The following is a 17,044-nucleotide window of genomic DNA, read 5'->3' on the forward strand; positions in this document are numbered from 1 at the left end:
TGGTCAATGGTCATTTGTCCTTGTTTATTGACAAAGGACAAATGACAAAGGACTAATGACTAAATAGCGATCGCTCGTTTATAAGCTTCGTCTAGGACTTCTGAAAGTGTTGGATGGGCGTGAACTAGATGCGCTAGACTTTGGACGCTTTGACGGTTAGCGATGGCGGCTGATGCTTCGTGAATTAAGTCTGAGGCGTGGAGTCCGAAAATATGGACGCCCAAGACTTCGCCTGTGTCTTTGCGATAGATCACTTTGGCAATACCGTCGGCTTCGTTTTCTGCCAAGGCTTTGGAATTTCCTTTGTAGTAACTTCTACTGGTGGCGATTTCAAATCCTTCGGTTTGTCCTAATTCCTTAGCTGCTGTTTCTGTTAAGCCTACATAGCTAACTTCGGGGTGGGTAAACGCCGCTGCGGGGATGCTGCGATAGTCTACTTTCTTCTCCTTGCCAACTATGTTTTCCACCGCGACGATGCCTTGAGCAGAAGCGGCATGTGCTAACATCATTTTGCCATTAGCGTCACCAATTGCCCAGAGATGCGGCACGACCTCACCGGCTGACAACACTGCCATGCGATCGTCAACTGGGATAAAGTTCCGGCGATCGAGTTCCACACCTACAGACTCTAAACCGAGATTTTGTGTCGCTGGGATGCGTCCTGTAGCCACTAAGCAAGCATCTACTTCGATGACATCGACATCTTCTTTAGTTTTGAAATCCGCCAACTCAATTACCACTGGCGAACCGGGGATGACTTTTTTGGCGTATATCCCCACTTTCGTTTCAATGTCGCGGGGAGTAATCAGCACCCGTTCGGCAAGTTTGGCAATGTCGCGGTCAAATCCTGGCATTAGCTGGTCTAGGGCTTCAATCAAGGTGATTTCACAACCCAAAGCCGAGTAAATATCAGAAAATTCCAAGCCGATATAACCACTGCCAATAATCGCTACCCAGTTTGGTAGTGATTCCAACTTCACACCTTGGTCGCTGGTAAACACAGTTTTGCCGTCTACTTCAATTCCTGGAGGGACAAAAGGAATTGAACCAGGGGAAAGGATAATATCTTTGGCTGTGATGGTTTTTTCACCGCCGTCTGCGCTGATGGAGATTTTTTGTGTCCCGGCAATTTTTCCCCAGCCTTTGATAATATCGACTCCCAGACGTTTGAGACTGTTAGTTAAGTCGCCTTGAATCTTCGAGACGAGATTGGTAGCATGATTGGCGATCGCTTGGCGATCGAATTCCACGCTACCTACTTGAATTCCCAACGACTTGAGGTGGTGGGCATTGCGTAACTCCCGCACACGTCCAGATGCTGCTAACAGTGCTTTAGAAGGAATACAACCGCGATTAACACAGGTTCCTCCCATATCAGCAGCTTCAATAATCGCTGTTTTTAAACCACAACTTACGGCGTGTAGGGCTGCGCCATGTCCGCCCACACCAGCGCCGATAATGACTAAATCGTAATCAAATTCTTGACTCACGTTAGTTTCCCCGTGTGCTCCGCCTATTTATTCTCAACTTGACTGACAATCAAAGCAACCCCTTTAACAGTTATCAGTTATCGGTTGTTAGTTTCGTCGCTGGGTTTAAGTCCCCACTATCTATATAGTTACCAGTTATCAGCGATCGTTGAACGCCAGGAACTGGTAAATGATTTAAATTCCCCACCATACACCTGATAACTGTCCGCTGAATTTAACGTTTGGGTGTTGCTAATTCACTTAAATTATGATTCACACCCGAATGGCTAAAAGATGGATGTTTTCAATAATTATAATCAAATTTACATACTTAATTTTTTTATACTGTCAAAGGTAGTAGGCATTGGGAGAGCCAGGGAGCAAAGGGTCGAATAATAACTCTTGAGTTATGAGTCATCAGTTAGTACTCTCCATTGCCTACGTAGAAGCCATTGCCATTGACAAATTGATAAGAAAGAATTCAAAAGTTATAGAATTTCAGGAAAATCTTGCTCAAATCATCACATTGATTTTGATTCCTGAAGTTTGACTTCTGAATTCTGACTTCTTCTTTTTAATTTTGAGTTTGATACCGTTCCTCAAGCATGGCAGATGCTTGTCGCTTAGCGTGAATATTTTTCATGTGCTTTTTCACTGTATTGATAGTGATGAAAAGCTTATTAGCAATTTCTTTGTAGCTGTGGTTATTTCTGTAGAGGAACCAAATTTCTGCTTCTCGCCGCGTCAGTTCAAATTTTTTAACTTCGCTGAGGGCTACGTGTTTGAGAGATTCATATTTATTTTGGATAGTTATCAATAAACAAGGTATCTCAAATCCATCCAAATTAATTAGTCTGGCTCGAATTCTAAAAATATTTGATTTGTCAAGTACAATCTCATCTGAAAAAATAATCATTTTATCAGCAAGCAAAGACTGGCTGCTAAGCAATGATTCGCATAGATTCCAAATAGCTGGCGGTACAAAATTCTCCGTACAATTTTCTTGAGCTAATTGAGAAAGAATTCGATGAGCTGATGCATTAGCATGAAGCACTTTTCCAGCCTTATTTAAAATTAAAATCCCATCCTCTAAGCTTTCTATTACTTCTTGCAAAAAATCAGCTCGCTTTGAATCATGGTTGATATTTTCTCGCCCCTGTGTTTCAACTAATGTCTTTGTTAGAGTCATCATATTGAGTATTTTAAGATACAAAATGCTACTGGACTACGTAATTCATGGAGTTTAGATATACACCATGAATTTTTTGGATGTTTTGCGTGAATAATTTGGTTGAAAATTACAGTCCAATTACGTTAATGGATTAAATTTAAGTTTTATTTTTTACTGTAAAGTTTAAAAAATACTTAAATTTAATAGATTGTGCAGTTTTTTGGAATTAACTTAGGCATCATTTATATACAACTCTGAAATTGCCTATTTCGGAAATTGTCTTTAATACATTTGCGATCGCCACTAAAGTTTTGATATCTATTTGCTTGCCGTTTTTCCCTACTCTTAACCCTTGCTAGGCGCAGGTTTTCTATTTTAAGAAGGGTAGCAATCAGCGTAGATTGTGGGAGCTTTGTGCGATGGACAACGCAGTCAAATCCTCATTGAAGACGCTTGTACTAAATAACGATCGGCCAAACATAAAATAGTTATTTGAGTTGAAATAAAAATATACATACGTATATATTTACGCAGCTATTTGCTAGCAATATTAATGTATAAAAAATATCTGGGTGAGATATGTAGTTTAGCTGCAATGAAAAATTTTTATTAAAATGCAGATGTCTACTAGGCGGCGTGCTGTCTACCTAAATTCAGTAAATAATCGATGATTAATCAATTACAAGACTACAATCCCAGTGGCGTAGGTGAAATAAATGGCAACCTTTTAGGTTTACCATTCGATTACGAGTCTGCAAAGTTGATTGTCTTTGGCGTACCGTGGGAAGTCACTGTTTCCTATGGTGCAGGTACAGCTAACGGGCCACAGCGGATTCTAGACGCTTCGACTCAACTAGATTTATTCGATTTCGATCGCCCTGATGGCTGGAAACAGGGAATTTTCATGGTGGAAATCCCTCAGGATATCTTAGAAAAAAACAAATATTATCGTACCTTGGCAGGAAAAATTATCGAAAGATTAGCCCAAGGTAAAGAACTCTCGGATACACCAGATTTAACACCTGTACTCATAGAAATAAATCATGCTTGTCAACAAGTGAATGAATGGTTGTTTGAGAGTTGTCAGCAAGCAATTAACGATGGGAAACGAGTTGCAGTCATTGGAGGAGATCACAGTTCACCTTTAGGTTTTTTCCAAGCATTAGCAGCTAAATACCCAAATTATGGGATTTTGCACATTGACGCGCACGCAGATTTACGCGACGCCTATGAGGGATTTGAGTTCTCTCACGCGTCGATCATGTTTAATGCAATGAAAATACCACAAATTTCCAAATTAGTGCAAGTTGGTTTACGTGATATTTCGCATGATGAAGTTCAGGCGATCGACAAATCTGACGGTCGGATTATTGCTTATTACGATCCTGCTATCAAGCAAAAACTTTACTCTGGCACAACTTGGATTGATTTATGTCGAGAAATTATCAACCATTTACCTGAGTATGTTTATGTTAGCTTTGACGCCGATGGTTTAGATCCAAAACTTTGTCCGAGTACGGGTACTCCAGTTCCAGGTGGTTTGGAATTAGAGCAAACGTTTTGTCTGTTTCGGGAAGTAGTAAATAGTGGTAGAAAGATTATTGGCTTTGATATCTGCGAAGTTGGCGATGGTGAGTGGGATGGGAATGTTGGGGCGCGGGTAGTTTATAAGCTAGCGAATTTGATGGATTTATCTCTGGAGAATTCAGGAGTCAGAATTTAGGAGCCAGAATTCAGGAGTCAGAATTCAGAATGAATAGGAGGCTGCTAGATGAATAAGTGGGTTTAACCACTGAGCTAATATGCATATTTAGCGATCAAAAAGACAGTGGCAGTTGTAATAATTTACCTCCAAACATTCTAACTCCTGAATTCTGTATTTTGAATTCTTCAACTTATGCTCATGATACTGAAGTTAAGGCGATGACAACAGCAATTCCTCCGTTTATTACGCTCGAAGAATTTCTTAAACTGCCAGAAACGCAGCCTGCTAGTGAATTTTTCGACGGTCAAATTTATCAAAAACCTATGCCTGCTGGCAAACACTCTCGCTTGCAACTAAAGTTTTGTGATGCTGTAAATCAAGTTGCAGAAACACCACAAATTGCCCTTGCCTTTCCAGAACTACGCTGTACTTACCCTGCGGGAAGCCACTCTTCGAGCGTCTATGGTGGACGTTCTATTGTTCCCGATGCTGCTGTCTTTATTTGGGAACGAATTCCTTTTGAAGCTGATGGCGAAGTACCCAATGCTTTTGAAATTTATCCCGACTGGACTGTAGAAATTCTTTCACCTGAGCAGAGAGCTACTAAAGTTATTAGTAATATTTTGCACTGTCTTAAATATGGTACTCAATTGGGATGGTTAATCGACCCAGAGGAGCAATTAATTTTAGCATTTATTCCAGGAAATGAACCTGTTGAGTTAATAGGTAATAATCGGCTTCCCACACCAAAGTTTTTAGAACTAGATTTGACAGTTGAGCAGGTTTTGCATGGCTAAGACCAATTCGTAATTCATAATTATATGATTCAAAAAATGTTTGCAACAGAGCAAAAATCTGTAGGGGCGCAAAGCTTTGGGCCCCTACCCAATGTAATTACCTTATAGTAGTTGTAAAAATATAAAAACTACTTAATCATTATCTTAAACTTGATATTTTGGTAGTCTTTTGTTTAGGCTTTGATTTTTGAAAGTTAACTTAATACTCCTATACAGCTATTTAATCAAGTAAATTCAAGAATATGTCTAATCAAGTTAAAGTATTTTTTTCCTACTCCCATAAAGATGAAGCGTTGCGCGACGAGTTGGCAACTCATCTGGTTATGATGAAACGCCAAGGAATTATCAAAGCCCAAGTAAAAAAATATTCCATTACTATTGTTGGCTGTTGACTGTTCGCAGTTAACAGTCAACAGTCAATAACTTGAAGCGGAATAATTTATTTTTTGAAGTTCCTTAATTCTTTTTTCTCACACCGAAATCTCTAGGAATATTGTAATTATCAATATTTAATCAGCCATCATGAAACACCTTGAAGGTAAAGTGACATTAGTCACAGGCGCAACGCGGGGAATTGGTCGGGGAATTGCTGTTGGCCTGGGTGAAGCAGGTGCGACTGTCTACGTTACTGGTCGCAGTTTAAACAGTTCCTATGCCAATGATGATATTTCCGGGACTCTAACAGAAACACAATTAGCCGTTGAACAAGCTGGTGGTGTATGCATTCCCGTCCAAGTAGACCACAGCGACGATGAACAGGTGCGTTTGCTGTTTGAACGCATCCAAGATGAGCAAAATGGACAACTCGATTTGCTGGTAAATAATGTTTACTCAGGAGTTAAGGCAATAAAAGATGCTCATGGGCGTCCTTTTTGGGATGGTGAACCCAGCCTTTGGGATGCTTGCAACAATGTTGGACTTCGTAGTCACTATGTAGCGAGTATTTTTGCCGCCCGGATGATGACTAAGCAAAAGTCTGGACTAATTTGCACCATTTCTTCTTGGGGCAGTATGTTCTATATCTTTAACGTAGCATACGGTGTAGGTAAAACAGCCTGCGATCGCCTCGCCGCTGATATGGCTGTTGAACTAAAACCCTATAACGTCGCTTCGGTTTCAATTTGGCCGGGTATTGTTGGTACTGAGCTTTTTTCTCGTTTTGCTTCTGAAGCGAACCAAACCAATGCTACTGGCCAAAGAAACTCATTTTTCAGTGACCGTTATAACTGGGAAACTCCGTTATTTACCGGACGAGCGATCGCTAAACTTGCTGGCGATCCGAATATCATGAATCGTACAGGACGCTTGCAAATTGTTGCCGAACTCGCCAACCAATATGGAATTGTCGATGAAAATGGCGATCGGCCTGCCTCATTACGCTCTCTACGTTTTGTACTGCCGGCTGCATTGCCCGGACTGAGAAAATATTCCTCGCTCATACCCGATGTTAAAGTGCCGTGGTCACTTTTACTACTCAATGCCCTGAGTTCGCCTAAGGTTTAAAGGGTGTTGGGTATGGGGCATTGGGCATTGGGCATGGGGCATGGGGCATGGGGTAGGAGTTAAAAAACTCGCTTCATCCACCTTTGAACTGGATTAACGAGTATTTGAACTGGATTAATCCACCTCTGAACTGGATGAACGAGTATTTGAACTGGATTCATCCACCTTTGAACTGGATTAACGAGTATTTGAACTGGATTCATCCACCTCTGAACTGGATGAACGAGTATTTGAACTGGATTAATCCAACTTTTATAAGTAGAAGGACTAAATTAAACCTAACTCGATCTCGCCGGGTTTCGACTGCGCGGAAGTTGAGCGTAGTCGAAACTCAACCCTCTTGGAATAAGCTTACCGAGCATTGAGCGTACCCTACCCTTCTCCTAACAGAGACGCTGCGCGAACGGGAACGCCAAGGGCGAACGGGATCTTGCTTGGCGTAGCGTCTCCCCTTGGGAGAAGTCGAAATGCGTCTTCTAAATAATTGTGTCTACCTACTTACTCGTGAATTAAGAATCATTAGTTAGGTTTCGTTCCTCTACCCAATGCCCCATGCCCAATGCCCCATACCCAATGCCCCATCCCCTATACCTCATGTCCAAAATTAACTATCCTGAGATACATAAAACTTTGTATCCTGGGTTTAATAGGTCATAGATTTTTATATAAAAACTGGTGCAAGAAGATTTTAGATTAATTGTTGATTTAGTTTCAGTTTTGGCGGTTGCAGCCTGTGGCGGACTGCTAGCGGCACTTTTGCGCCAACCGGTGCTGCTGGGGTATCTCATTGGTGGGATGATCGTCGGCCCGGCGGGACTAGGAGTGATTAAAGAAGTTATTCAAGTAGAGACTCTGGCACAGTTCGGAGTGGCGTTTTTATTATTCGCTTTGGGTGTAGAATTTTCTTTTGCGGAACTCAAGAAAGTAAAAGCGATCGCTCTCGGTGGCGGCGGACTCCAGATAGCTTTGACGATTTTAGTCACCGTCACGGTATGCGGGTTAACTGGTGCCTGGGGAACCTTACCCGCTAAGGGCATGTTTTTGGGCTGTATTCTCTCGTTGTCTTCCACAGCAGTTGTCCTCAAGTCGTTGATGGAACGCAATGAAACGGAAACGCCCCACGGACAAGTAATGTTGGGTATTTTGGTTGTCCAGGATTTGGCGCTGGGATTGATGTTGGCAGTCTTACCAGCCCTCAACCAACCGGCAGAAACTATTGGCATCGCCGTACTCACAGCCCTGGCGTCCATTGCTTTATTTGCCGCTGGCGCAATAGCAGCAGGGATTTGGGTGATACCACCTTTGTTGCGACTCTTAGCGCGTACTGAAAGCAAAGAGCTATTTTTGTTAGGGGTTGTAGCTTTATGTTTGGGCATCGCCTTACTCACAGAGCATTTGGGGCTGTCCATCGAAATGGGGGCGTTTGTCGCTGGGTTGATGATTTCTGAGGTGGAATACGCCGACCAAACCCTGACTTACGTGGAACCATTGCGAGATATTTTTGCCAGTTTGTTTTTCGCTGCCATTGGGATGTTAATTGACCCGGTGTTTTTGTGGAAGAACCTGGAATTGATTTTAGTGCTGGTGGCAATAGTTTTTGTTGGCAAGTTTCTGATTATCACGCCTTTAGTGAAACTGTTTCGCTATCCTTTGAAAACAGCCATAATCGCTGGTTTGGGACTGGCGCAAATTGGAGAATTTTCCTTTGTTCTCGCCAGTGAAGGGCAGTCTTTGGGGCTAGTGTCCCGAAGGATATATTTACTGATTTTGGGAACCACAGCAGTTACCCTCGTGCTAACGCCATTTGTGCTGCGGTTAGTGCCATTTTTATTTAACTTTGCCGAATCTATGCCCTGGTTGAAACCCTATTTAGCAGAAGACCAGCCACGGGATATGTCAGAAAATTTACCTTCAAAAGGTCATGTGGTGGTTTGCGGCTATGGGCGAGTGGGCAAAAATTTAGTGAAATTGTTGCAGCAACACGACCTACCTGTGGTAGTAATCGACCAATCAGAAAGTAGAATTCAGCAGTTGCGCGAAGCTGGGGTATCTTATGTTTATGGCAATTGTGTGAGTTTACACGTTCTGGAAACTGCGGGAGTGAATCATGCCAAAGGAATGGCGATCGCACTTCCTGACCCCATGAGTACTCGTCTTTGCTTAAAACGTGCTTTGGAATTGTCGCCAGAATTAGATTTAGTTGTCCGCGCTACCCACAATAGAGATATTGAAGTGCTGTATCAACTGGGAGCCAGAGAAGTTGTGCAACCAGAGTTTGAAGCCAGTTTAGAAATGGTAACTTATTTATTAACTGGCTTAGGCTTCTCCCAAAGTGTTGTCCAACGGGAAATGCAGCAAATCCGCAACGATCATTATTTAGACTTGCGACCAGAACGTTCTGCTACTGAAGTTGCCCACGATTTGCGCCAAGCAACTCAGGATTTAAATCAGCGTTGGTATCCCCTACCATCTGGTTCGCCTTTAATTGGCATGAGCTTAGAAGAAGCAGATATGCGCTACTTAACAGGAGCAAGTTTGATGGCGATTCGCCGCGCTAACGGCGATGAAATCGATTATCCCAGTAGTGAAACGCGTTTGGAAGAAGGCGATCGCTTGCTGGTGGTGGGAGCAGATGAAGAACTGGCAGCTTTAGCAGAATTCGCTAAGGGACAAGCAGCTGTCCCCGGAGAAAATAGTGCTTGTCAGTGGATGGCGGTAAACGCTGACTCTCCAACCTCGGCTAAAACTCTTGCAGATTTGGATATTACCAAACAATACGGCGTACAAGTCCAGGCAATCCGCCGCGATGGTAAATTTATCCGCTATCCTGATGGCAACATGGATTTGCGAGTCGGCGACCAAGTATTGTTGTGCGGTGGCTTGACAGGTTTGAGTCAATTAGAACAGCTATTTGGTGTTAAAAGTTCACTACCCCTTTCTGCCCCCGTGGTGAAAGCCGGTGAAGCACAAGCCCTCAAAGATTTTTTACCTGCGGATACTGTGACGGATTAACAAAGAAGAATTCAGTATTGATGAATTCTTTTATAATCTTTCCCTACTTGATAATCCATTGGCACAGGTAAGCGGTTTAATCCAGCGATCGCCTTTTTCAGGTGGCAATAACTTGGCTATCTGGAGCGCTTTATCATATTTTTCTAAAAAGATATAGCTTTTCATAATAAAATCAGGCTCCAGAGTTTTGTCTATCACATACTTGTTTTGGAGAGCAGTTTCGATTAATGCCAAAGCTTTCTGCAAATTGCCAACTTTTGCATATGACTCGACCATTGTGTTGAGGGAAGTTACTTTTAATAAATCAAAATCTTCGTCCAAGGTGTTCAACAATTCCAAGGCGCGATCCGGTTGTCCGAGTTTGGCATACCATTCAGCAGTACCTAAAAAGATGTTGGTTTTAAAAGCGGGAAAAATAGTACGCTTGGCATATTTAAGCAATTGAGAAAACAGCTTTTCTGCTTTATCTATTTGTCCGGTTTCGGCGTAAGTACGTGCTACATCAACTAAAATACTGGTTGGATCTTTTAGCTGCTCGGTTATTTTCAGAATACGGGAAAATATTTCTTCTACTTGTGCTGTCTGTTCCAATGCAGCAAATTCAGCAGAAATATGAACTAAATCAAGTACATCTTTTTTGGATGTTGCACCAAGTTGTTGCCTTACATTTTCCAGTAAAATAATGCTTTTGCCTTTATCTCCTAACTCAGCATAAAGATGGGCAATATCAGCAAATAAACGAAGATTTATCGATGAAAAATTTGTAGCATTTAGTAGTTTTTCAGTTTCAGATAAAACTATAACTGCCTGTCCTTTATCGTCATTTTTTGCATAAACGGTTGCAATTTTTATCAATGCCGAAGCCTGATTATTAAAATTTAACGCTTTGGCAATCTGCAAAGCTTGGGTATAATCTTTCACTTGGGCATAATCATCTGCGATCGCCATCAATACTCCGTCTTTAATCAGTACTTCCTCTGGCGTTTTCGGACGAGTAGCTTGCAACTTTTTGAGAAAATTCAGGGCTTTGTCTTTGTAGCCTAGTTTCAGATAAATAGAAGCAATTTGTTGTAAAAAAACATATTCATCCTCCATTTGAGGAGCTTCTTTTTCAGCATGAGCAAGGAGAACTAATGCTTTATCTTTTTGTCCATCTGCGGCATAAGTTCGAGCAAAATATAAGGAATTTTTGAGTTTTTCATCTTCGGAAATACAATCAATGGGAATACCATCAACTTTGGTTTCTGTGGATTTTGCCTCAACGGAAATAGTGAATACCAGACAGAGAATTGTTGTCAAGCAACTACAAAAGAGAAAATTTATTTTACTCATTATAATTAAAGACGTTTCTGATTAGCACAAGTTAATAACTTAATCAGCGAATTACGTTGGTTTATCTCTGGGATAGCTTGTGCTACTTCCGTTGCTTTGGGGTACTCTCCAGATTCACCATAAGCAAGGGCGATTGCTGCTAAAATATCGGATTTATCCTTGACAGTTGAAATTAATTGTGCTGTGTTAAAAGCTGGCTGAAGTTGTCCTAGTTGCAGGTAGTGATTAGCGATCGCAATTAAAGCTTTAAGTTGGTAGTACTCACTATCAATGTTTTTAACTAAATCCATCGCCTGCTGAGACTTTCCTACATTGGCATAGGCGATGGCAATAGCGGCGAGTGCGCCTCCTACTTCGTCTTTTTCCATGCGTGGCGCTAATTGTAATACTTGGTCAAATTTTTTAGCTTTGACAAGTTCCTCTGCTATCAACTTCCAAGCAATACTTTGCCTATCTCCATCCTCAATTTTTTCAGTTACCTCTAACGCTCGATTAATTTTGTTGGCTGTGGCGTAAAAAGCTGAGATAAACACCAAGGCATAATCTCTTTTTGTTCGATCCTGAATAGTTTGAGCAACTGCATAACTTTGATTGAGAATTGCTAGCCCTTTTTCTGTTTTGTTGGCTTCGAGATAATAGTAAGCAAGCGAATTTAGTACCTTAGTTTTCGTGTAGGGATCTTCAAGACTATTAGCAATTGTAATTGCTTTGTCGTCGCGATCGATAGCTAACCATGTACTAGCTATCGAGCCAAACATAAACACTCTGGCTGCTTCATTTTTCGTCTTTTGGGCAATTTGTAAAAAGCTCTCCATCACTACCGATAGTTTGTCTAATTGCTTTGCCTTAAATAACTGTTGAGCTATCATCAACAAAGTAATAGTTTGTTGATTTTCATCAACATTATGGACAATTTTTAGGCTTTGGGTTAATAGCTCCTGTGCTTTTTTACCCTGTCCAGCAGCATCATACTGAATACTCAAGCCAAGCAAAACGTTAGCTTGAGATGTTTTGTTTTCTAAGGCTTGGGCAATCTTCAAACTTTGAGCCAGAACTTTAACCGCTTGGTCAGATTTTCCGCCAGCAATGTAACCAGCAGCAAACTGAGTCAAAAAAATGGCATATTTCGCTTCACTATCTTCATTAACATCAGGTAAAGACGGAACTGTAGGAATTTTATGTAAAGCTAAAACCTCCTGCACTCCTAGAGAAAACGTCTCAATTGCCTGATTTTTTCTGCCAATGGCGATTAAGTTATTACCTGTCTTCAATAAAGCCTCAACTTTAGCGAAGGAATTTTTCATACCCCTAGCAATTTGCAGCGCTTGGGATAATAATGGTATGGCTTTATCTTTCTGTTTGGCTTCAATATAGCTAGATACTATCTGATTGAGAGCTGATACTTGAAAGTCGCTCAAACCTGATTTCTCAATTAATTGCAACGCCAAAGTATACTCTTTGGCTGTCAAATAAGAGTCAAGAAGTTTATTCAATTGCTCAGGTTCTTTGCCAATTTGTTGCAAATGGCAGACAACAGGTATACCCCCAAACTGAGATTTACCAGCTTGGGCAAGTGGTAAATTACTGGGATTGGCATTAGCCTTACCCAGTAATAAAATGCTGAAGAAAAAACTAATGCCAAAAAGTAATTGCATCTCTCAACCAGAAGTGACGATCTGAATTTCTGGATTCTGAATTCTGGATTCTGAATTCTGAATTCTGACGTGAGTCTTAGGTTTTTGGTTTAATATAAGCGATCGCTTGTTTCCAAACAGTAGTTTGCTCGCTGTTTTCATCTACAATGCATACACAATGTGGGTCTTGCCATAAAACCCTGCCCGTGATTAAATCACCAGTCAGCAACTTGAACTCTGCTGGTATTGTTTGTTTAATCAGGATTTGAACTTGTCTAATACTAGGCAAAGAGGTGTCAAATTCAGTAATCATAGTCATTAGTCATTGGATATTGGGCATTTTGCATTGGCCAAACAGGGCATTGGCCAAACAGGACATTGGGCATTGGTTATTCACTAATGACAAATGACTAATGGCTAATGACAAAGGACAAATGACCAATGACAAAACACAAATATAATTTATTGATTTTGCAAATGGCAATCGAATTTACTAAGTATCATGGTCTCGGCAACGACTTTATTCTGATTGACAATCGCTCATCTTCTTTGCCTGTAGTCACTCCAGAGCAAGCGATCGAGTTGTGCGATCGCCATTTCGGTATCGGTGCTGATGGTGTTATTTTTGCCCTACCTGGAGAAAACGGCACTGATTATACGATGCGGATTTTCAATTCTGATGGTTCAGAACCAGAAATGTGTGGTAATGGCATTCGCTGTTTAGCTGGCTTTTTGGCAGAGTTAGAGGGTGAATCCCGCGATCGAGATTCATATCGCATTCATACCCTGGCTGGTGTAATTACACCCCAAATCCTACCTAATGGTCAAGTGAAAGTAGACATGGGTTTACCCAGGTTACTCGCTGCTGAAATTCCCACTACCCTAACACCCGCCGAAGAAAAAGTAATTAGTCACCCGTTAGAGGTGGCGGGGCAAACTTGGGAAGTCACCTGCGTAAGTATGGGAAATCCCCATTGCATTACTTTTGTGGAAGATGTCGCCGCAATTGAGCTAGAAACCATAGGCCCCAAATTTGAGCATCACCCAGTTTTTCCCCAACGGACAAATACTGAATTTATTCAAGTAGTGCGCCGCGACTATCTGAAAATGCGCGTCTGGGAACGAGGCGCAGGGATTACCCTGGCTTGTGGTACTGGCGCTTGTGCTTCCTTGGTGGCTGGCGTACTAACTGGAAAATGCGATCGCACTGCCACCGTAGAATTACCAGGTGGCTTGTTACAAATTGAATGGTCAGAAATCGACCAACGAGTTTACATGACAGGCCCAGCGCAACGGGTATTTACAGGTAAGCTTTCTCAAGCCTCAAGGTAGGAGGCAGGGGGCAGGGGGCTGGGGTTAACCCAAGTCTTTCCAAGAGTTAGGAGTTATTATTCTCCCTCTGCTCCTCTGCCCCCATTAAAGCTCTACTCATAACTGAATAAGTAGAAGGACTAAATTAAACCTAACTCGATCTGGCCGGGTTTCGACTGCGCGGAAGTTGAGCGTAGTCGAAACTCAACCCTCTTAGAATAAGCTTACCGAGCATTGAGCGTACCCTACCCTTCTCCCAAGGGGAGAAGTCGAAATGCGTCTTCTAAATAATTGTGTTTACCTACTTAGAGTTTTATAAATTCTGAATCCTGAATTCTGAATTCTGAATTCTAAAAAATTAATCAAGAACTGGCTTGATTTAGAAGGTTAATCGCGTCTCCATCGAGTTTCAAATTAGCAGCTTGGACGATATCTTTGAGTTGATCGAGGTTTGTTGCACTAACAATAGGAGCGGTAATAGTTGGATTAGCAATTAGCCAAGCTAGAGAAACTTGGGTGGGAGTAGAATTATATGATTTTGCCACGCGATCTATTGCTTCTAAAATTGCGAAACCACGAGGATTTAAATATTTTTTTATGGAATTACCGCGAGCACTAATAGATAAATCTTTTTCTGAGCGGTATTTACCAGATAGAAAACCACTAGCTATGGAAGAATAGCTAATTACACCAATTTTATATTCTTGGGAAATTTGTTGTAAATCCTGTTCAAAACTATCTCGGTCATACAAGTTATAACGGGGTTGAAGGCTTTCGTAGCGAGGATAACTATGTTTGCGGCTAATTTCTAATGCCTGTAGCAAACGAGAACCGCTATAGTTGGAAGCACCAATCGCACGTACTTTTCCCTGACGAATCAATTCACTGTAGGTTTCAAGAGTCTCTTCAAGGGGAGTACTTTCATCGTCAATATGCGATTGATAGAGATCGATATAATCAGTTTGTAATCTTTGCAATGAGTCTTCGACAGCTTGTTGGATGTGTTTGCGAGAAAGTCCTTTGCCTTTAATACCCATATCACTACCAACTTTGGTTGCAATCACCACTCGATCGCGATGACCGCGCTGTTTGAGCCATTTTCCTAAAATTGTTTCTGACTCTCCACCTTGATTTCCTGGCGCCCATTTAGAATAAACATCGGCTGTGTCAATAAAATTACCTCCAGCTGCTACAAAGTTATCTAATATTTCAAATGAAGTATTTTCATCAATTGTCCAGCCAAAAACGTTGCCACCAAAAGATATTGGTGAAACTTCTAGTTCTGAACGTCCAAGTTTACGTCTTTGTGTAATGGTCATAAGTTTTCTCTCAAAATAGTTTTAGAATCCTGTCAAGTATCCTTCTATCAAATCAAAAATACAATATTTTGTATTAAATACACTAAATCTATCGATAAACAGTATTTTATAAAGCAAAAGCAGGTTATCACAGAAGACTATCCAAAATCAAGTCTTCTTCTGGCGCCAGTATTACTTTTGTGGGGTTATGCTTCTGGCAGTGACTTGTAGTTTATGTGGTTGTGGCTTTAGAACTCGCTTTAGTTGCGAAAGTATTGTTTAACTGGGTTAACACCCATTCAGAATTAAAGATAGTGCGATAGATAGGGTTTTTAATTTTTAGATAGCCGTTGCACTTTTCGATTAATCCCGATAGTAAAAGCTCTGTTTGTTCTGGGCTATCGTCAATAGGCGTTGGGTATAGCGGACTGCAAGAGGTAGGGGAGCAGAGGGGGAAAGATTGACTGTAATTTCTTCTGTGTTCCTGTGCTTCTGCTTGCAATATCTGGTGATAAAGACTGAGTAACCGTCCTGCTTGCTGTTGGTTGAAGAAAAGTAAGCGATCGCGAATGGTGCGGAGGTGTTGCGGTTCATCTTGTGATTCCCAGTCTTGGATAATGCGCGATCGCACTAATTTTTCTACCCAACACGCTTCGGTTTTTGGAGGTAATTCAATCTTACGAGTTGATGTCTTTAAGGCAGCTTCCATCACTAGATGACACAGCTTCTGAGTTAAAAAAGGTTGCCCACCACTCCAATAAATAATTTCTTGCAATACAATTTCTGGCTGGCTGATTACTGTTTTTAATCCTTCTAGCAATGGTTGAGCTTCATCTAATTGAAAGTCGAATAATTCGATGGCCGTAGCAATACTAAAAGGTGTCTGATGTTTGTCTGCAATTAAACCCGACGGACTGGCTACTCCAAATAATGCAAATCCCAAACCTTGTAAATTTTGGTTGTGTGCCTGTTGTTCGTAGTAATAACGAATCCAGGCAAAAAAGTCGTTAATAGGAAAATTCAGACTCAGCAAACTATCAATTTCATCAATGAAGATGAAAACGCCTTCGGCTTTACTTTCTGTTTGGCAAGCGTTTTTGACATTTGGTAATAACACTTCTTCAACAAACTGGTATAGTTTTTGTACAGGAGAAAGACCCGCTTGCATCTTCCACCACTGCTTAAATTGAACCTGTTCTGCCAAATTTAAGCCGTATAACAAGCTGATAATGATGCTCTTGTACCATTGTGATAGTGTAATACCCTCACTCACCAATTGCGTCAAATCTAAGTAAACACATTTATGGCCTTCTTCTTTAAGGCGATGACTAGTTCGCTGTAATAAGGATGATTTACCCATCTGGCGAGAATTAAAGATGTAGCAAAGATTACCAGCTTTTAAATTAGTATAAAGTTTTTTATCTGCCTGACGCACGATGTATGTGGGATCGTTGATGTGGAGGCTACCGCCAACTTGGTATCTCATGTGAGGAGAATCTATAATAAACAACTTAACAATACTGGGGATTAAGAGTATTGAGTGATGACCTTCATCTTTATATATCCTTATCTCCCTGAGCGCCTATTCGCTTATTTAATAATTTAGCTTTGAGCGAAAATCATTAAATAATTATTAAATTTTTTGATAATGATTGTAGTAATATCTGTTACTTTTTCTTAGAAAATATACTATTTACTAACGAAAGTCCGTTATTAAAAATCTTTCTTTGCGATGGGAATTTAGCAAAAATATCTATCTATTTTATCTTGACATTTAACCACATTGCTAATTATGCGATCGCCAATTTATGT

The 17,044-nt window shown here is 41.0% G+C and carries 14 protein-coding genes; 7 read left to right on the forward strand and 7 right to left on the reverse strand.

The window, feature by feature from the left end; all coding sequences use genetic code 11:
- Positions 1-59: 59 nt before the first annotated feature.
- The gene (lpdA, locus tag NSTC745_RS22635; RefSeq protein WP_445632957.1) at positions 60-1,490 is read right to left on the reverse strand and encodes a dihydrolipoyl dehydrogenase; all 1,431 of its coding nucleotides are present in this window, start codon (positions 1,488-1,490) and stop codon (positions 60-62) included.
- A gap of 388 nt (positions 1,491-1,878) precedes the next feature.
- Here lpdA and NSTC745_RS22640 point away from each other — a divergent pair, with 388 nt between their 5' ends.
- Complete coding sequence (locus NSTC745_RS22640) at positions 1,879-2,019, forward strand: hypothetical protein (RefSeq protein ID WP_445632958.1); 141 nt, start codon at positions 1,879-1,881, stop codon at positions 2,017-2,019.
- Positions 2,020-2,043: 24 nt separating this feature from the next.
- Here NSTC745_RS22640 and NSTC745_RS22645 read toward each other — a convergent pair whose 3' ends face one another.
- The gene (locus NSTC745_RS22645; protein WP_445632959.1) at positions 2,044-2,661 is read right to left on the reverse strand and encodes a helix-turn-helix transcriptional regulator; all 618 of its coding nucleotides are present in this window, start codon (positions 2,659-2,661) and stop codon (positions 2,044-2,046) included.
- Between the two features lie 646 nt (positions 2,662-3,307).
- Between NSTC745_RS22645 and speB the strand changes: the two genes are divergently transcribed.
- The 5 genes from speB to NSTC745_RS22670 all read left to right on the forward strand — a co-directional run bounded on the left by speB (position 3,308) and on the right by NSTC745_RS22670 (position 9,657).
- On the forward strand, positions 3,308-4,363 hold the full coding sequence (gene speB / locus NSTC745_RS22650) for an agmatinase SpeB (RefSeq protein ID WP_445632960.1): 1,056 nt from the start codon (positions 3,308-3,310) through the stop codon (positions 4,361-4,363).
- 200 nt (positions 4,364-4,563) lie between these two features.
- Positions 4,564-5,142 (forward strand): Uma2 family endonuclease, encoded by a 579-nt coding sequence (locus NSTC745_RS22655; protein ID WP_445638664.1) that lies wholly within the window; start codon positions 4,564-4,566, stop codon positions 5,140-5,142.
- Between the two features lie 242 nt (positions 5,143-5,384).
- Positions 5,385-5,534, forward strand: coding sequence for a hypothetical protein (locus NSTC745_RS22660; protein ID WP_445632961.1), 150 nt, complete (start codon positions 5,385-5,387; stop codon positions 5,532-5,534).
- A 130-nt stretch (positions 5,535-5,664) separates the two neighbouring features.
- Entirely contained in the window at positions 5,665-6,645 is a 981-nt protein-coding gene (locus NSTC745_RS22665) for an SDR family NAD(P)-dependent oxidoreductase (RefSeq protein WP_445632962.1), read from the forward strand.
- A 675-nt stretch (positions 6,646-7,320) separates the two neighbouring features.
- Entirely contained in the window at positions 7,321-9,657 is a 2,337-nt protein-coding gene (locus NSTC745_RS22670) for a cation:proton antiporter domain-containing protein (protein ID WP_445632963.1), read from the forward strand.
- A gap of 30 nt (positions 9,658-9,687) precedes the next feature.
- On the opposite strand, the gene NSTC745_RS22675 is transcribed toward NSTC745_RS22670, so the two are convergent.
- From NSTC745_RS22675 to NSTC745_RS22685, 3 genes are all read right to left on the reverse strand, one after another.
- Positions 9,688-10,956 (reverse strand): tetratricopeptide repeat protein, encoded by a 1,269-nt coding sequence (locus tag NSTC745_RS22675; RefSeq protein ID WP_445632964.1) that lies wholly within the window; start codon positions 10,954-10,956, stop codon positions 9,688-9,690.
- A gap of 38 nt (positions 10,957-10,994) precedes the next feature.
- Positions 10,995-12,644: a tetratricopeptide repeat protein gene (locus NSTC745_RS22680; protein ID WP_445632965.1), complete on the reverse strand. Its 1,650-nt coding sequence runs from the start codon at positions 12,642-12,644 to the stop codon at positions 10,995-10,997.
- A gap of 76 nt (positions 12,645-12,720) precedes the next feature.
- Positions 12,721-12,936, reverse strand: coding sequence for an Hfq-related RNA-binding protein (locus tag NSTC745_RS22685; RefSeq protein WP_445638665.1), 216 nt, complete (start codon positions 12,934-12,936; stop codon positions 12,721-12,723).
- 164 nt (positions 12,937-13,100) lie between these two features.
- Between NSTC745_RS22685 and dapF the strand changes: the two genes are divergently transcribed.
- Positions 13,101-13,955 (forward strand): diaminopimelate epimerase, encoded by an 855-nt coding sequence (dapF, locus tag NSTC745_RS22690; protein ID WP_445638666.1) that lies wholly within the window; start codon positions 13,101-13,103, stop codon positions 13,953-13,955.
- Positions 13,956-14,296: 341 nt separating this feature from the next.
- Here dapF and NSTC745_RS22695 read toward each other — a convergent pair whose 3' ends face one another.
- Positions 14,297-15,253 (reverse strand): aldo/keto reductase, encoded by a 957-nt coding sequence (locus NSTC745_RS22695; protein WP_445632966.1) that lies wholly within the window; start codon positions 15,251-15,253, stop codon positions 14,297-14,299.
- Between the two features lie 211 nt (positions 15,254-15,464).
- Positions 15,465-16,718 (reverse strand): AAA-like domain-containing protein, encoded by a 1,254-nt coding sequence (locus NSTC745_RS22700; RefSeq protein WP_445632967.1) that lies wholly within the window; start codon positions 16,716-16,718, stop codon positions 15,465-15,467.
- Between the last annotated feature and the right edge of the window lie 326 nt (positions 16,719-17,044).

This window comes from Nostoc sp. DSM 114161, from assembly GCF_052692665.1.

What these genes read in the sequence shown, in the direction of transcription:
- NSTC745_RS22640 (WP_445632958.1), top strand. Translation starts at nt 1,879, where the DNA reads ATGAGTCATCAGTTAGTACTCTCCATTGCCTACGTAGAAGCCATTGCC.
- NSTC745_RS22645 (WP_445632959.1), bottom strand. Translation starts at nt 2,661, where the DNA reads ATGATGACTCTAACAAAGACATTAGTTGAAACACAGGGGCGAGAAAAT.
- speB (WP_445632960.1), top strand. Translation starts at nt 3,308, where the DNA reads ATGATTAATCAATTACAAGACTACAATCCCAGTGGCGTAGGTGAAATA.
- NSTC745_RS22655 (WP_445638664.1), top strand. Translation starts at nt 4,564, where the DNA reads ATGACAACAGCAATTCCTCCGTTTATTACGCTCGAAGAATTTCTTAAA.
- NSTC745_RS22660 (WP_445632961.1), top strand. Translation starts at nt 5,385, where the DNA reads ATGTCTAATCAAGTTAAAGTATTTTTTTCCTACTCCCATAAAGATGAA.
- NSTC745_RS22665 (WP_445632962.1), top strand. Translation starts at nt 5,665, where the DNA reads ATGAAACACCTTGAAGGTAAAGTGACATTAGTCACAGGCGCAACGCGG.
- NSTC745_RS22680 (WP_445632965.1), bottom strand. Translation starts at nt 12,644, where the DNA reads ATGCAATTACTTTTTGGCATTAGTTTTTTCTTCAGCATTTTATTACTG.
- NSTC745_RS22685 (WP_445638665.1), bottom strand. Translation starts at nt 12,936, where the DNA reads ATGATTACTGAATTTGACACCTCTTTGCCTAGTATTAGACAAGTTCAA.
- dapF (WP_445638666.1), top strand. Translation starts at nt 13,101, where the DNA reads ATGGCAATCGAATTTACTAAGTATCATGGTCTCGGCAACGACTTTATT.
- NSTC745_RS22695 (WP_445632966.1), bottom strand. Translation starts at nt 15,253, where the DNA reads ATGACCATTACACAAAGACGTAAACTTGGACGTTCAGAACTAGAAGTT.
- NSTC745_RS22700 (WP_445632967.1), bottom strand. Translation starts at nt 16,718, where the DNA reads ATGAGATACCAAGTTGGCGGTAGCCTCCACATCAACGATCCCACATAC.